Origin of the sequence: Castellaniella daejeonensis (genome assembly GCF_039523555.1) — a bacterium.
Classification (GTDB): domain Bacteria; phylum Pseudomonadota; class Gammaproteobacteria; order Burkholderiales; family Burkholderiaceae_B; genus Castellaniella; species Castellaniella daejeonensis.
Map to the genome: position 1 here is coordinate 1 of NZ_BAAAFN010000016.1, position 1,577 is coordinate 1,577.

1 protein-coding gene and 1 pseudogene are annotated in these 1,577 nt (G+C 68.4%); both read left to right on the top strand.

Going from position 1 to position 1,577, the window contains the following annotated elements; genetic code table 11:
- A pseudogene (locus tag ABD022_RS13625) lies at positions 1 to 277 on the top strand (hypothetical protein); the annotation flags it as partial.
- Between the two features lie 271 nt (positions 278 to 548).
- On the top strand, positions 549 to 1,577 hold a 1,029-nt coding region (locus tag ABD022_RS13630; RefSeq protein ID WP_343821839.1), incomplete at its 3' end, for an MCP four helix bundle domain-containing protein.

Here is a 1,577-nt window from a genome sequence, read left to right on the forward strand (position 1 = left end):
GGCCAGCCTGCAGGCGCAGGCCGACACCCTGGCCCGCCTGGTCGCCACCTTCACCCTGAGCCAGGAAGAAACCGCCTCCGGAGCCGCCCGCCCTGCCCAGCCGCCGCGCCTGCCCTCGGCCGCGCCCGAAAAGACCATCAGCCCCGCACCGCAGCGCCCCCGCCAGAGCGCACAGGCCAGCGCAGCGGCCGCCCGGTCCGCCACCCGCCCCGCCCTGCGCGCGCCCGGCAAGCCCGCGCCGGCCACGGCCGACACCGAAGAGTGGACTGAGTTCTAACCGCCGGATCCGGCCCGCCATGGCGGGCCGCCGGCCGGGCCATCACGCCCACACGGCCCCCTCCGGGGCCGTTTTCCGTGTCCGCCGTGCAGAACGGACAGTGGACCAACCCGGCGCTTTCCCGGCCGAACTGTGGCAGCAGCGGGCGCCTGTTATGCGCTTTGAAATCGCGACACCTTCGTACAATCGGACACAATCGACTGCGATTGATCCACGCCGGATGGCTGCCGGGCGGATCGAGGAGACATTCCAGCCATGACGCGAGTACACCATGCGTAATTTGAAGATCGGCACCCGATTGGCCCTGGGCTTCGGGTTCATCATCATCCTGCTGCTCATCATGTCCGGCATCGGCGCCTGGCGCATGATCGACAGCCAACGGGCCAACGACAATCTCGAAGAGCGCCAGACTGCCAATACCCTGATCCTGCAATGGGCACGTCAGGTGGAAGTCAACGCGAACCAGGCGCTGGCGGCCGCCAACCTGACCAACCCGGACGTGCTGTCGGTCTTCAAGAAGGGCATGGAAGCCTCGGACAAGCAGGCCGCCGACATCCGGGCCAAGATCGAGACCATGATCACCAGCCCCGAGGCCCAGGCGCTGTACGCGAACACGATGAAGGTCCGCGACGCCTACGTCCAGGGCCGCACCCAGGCCTTCAAGGACCTCGACAACGGCGACTATGCCAAGGCCGATGCCTTCTTCAACCAGGAAATGCCCAAGATCACGGCCCGCTACATCGCCGAGATCGACAAGCTGTCCCAGTTCCAGAACGACTTCGTCAGCCGCCTGTTCAACGAAAGCGAGCAGGCCTCGAACCTGGGCCTGAGCATCCTGGCCGTCGCCACCCTGCTGGCCCTGATCCTGGGGCCGCTGTTCGCCTGGCGGGTGACCCGCTCCATCACGCATCCGCTGCGCAGCGCCGTGGACCTGGCCGTGACGGTCGCCCGGCGCGACCTCAGCCGCGACATCCAGCCCCAGGGCAAGGATGAAGTCACGCTCCTCGAGCAGGCCCTGCGCAACATGCGGCACGACCTGCGCAACGCGGTCAGCGAGATCCGCGGCGGCTCGGACGCCATCGCCTCGGCCTCGGCCCAGATCACCGCCGGCAATCTGGACCTGTCCTCGCGCACCGAGCAGCAGGCCAGCTCCCTGGCCGAGACCGCCGCCACGATGGAAGAAATCACCGCCACCGTGCGCCAGAACGCCGACAACGCCCAGCAGGCCAACACCCTGGCCGCCTCGGCCGCCAAGACCGCCACCGATGGCGGCGCCATCGTCGCCGAGCTGGTCTCCACC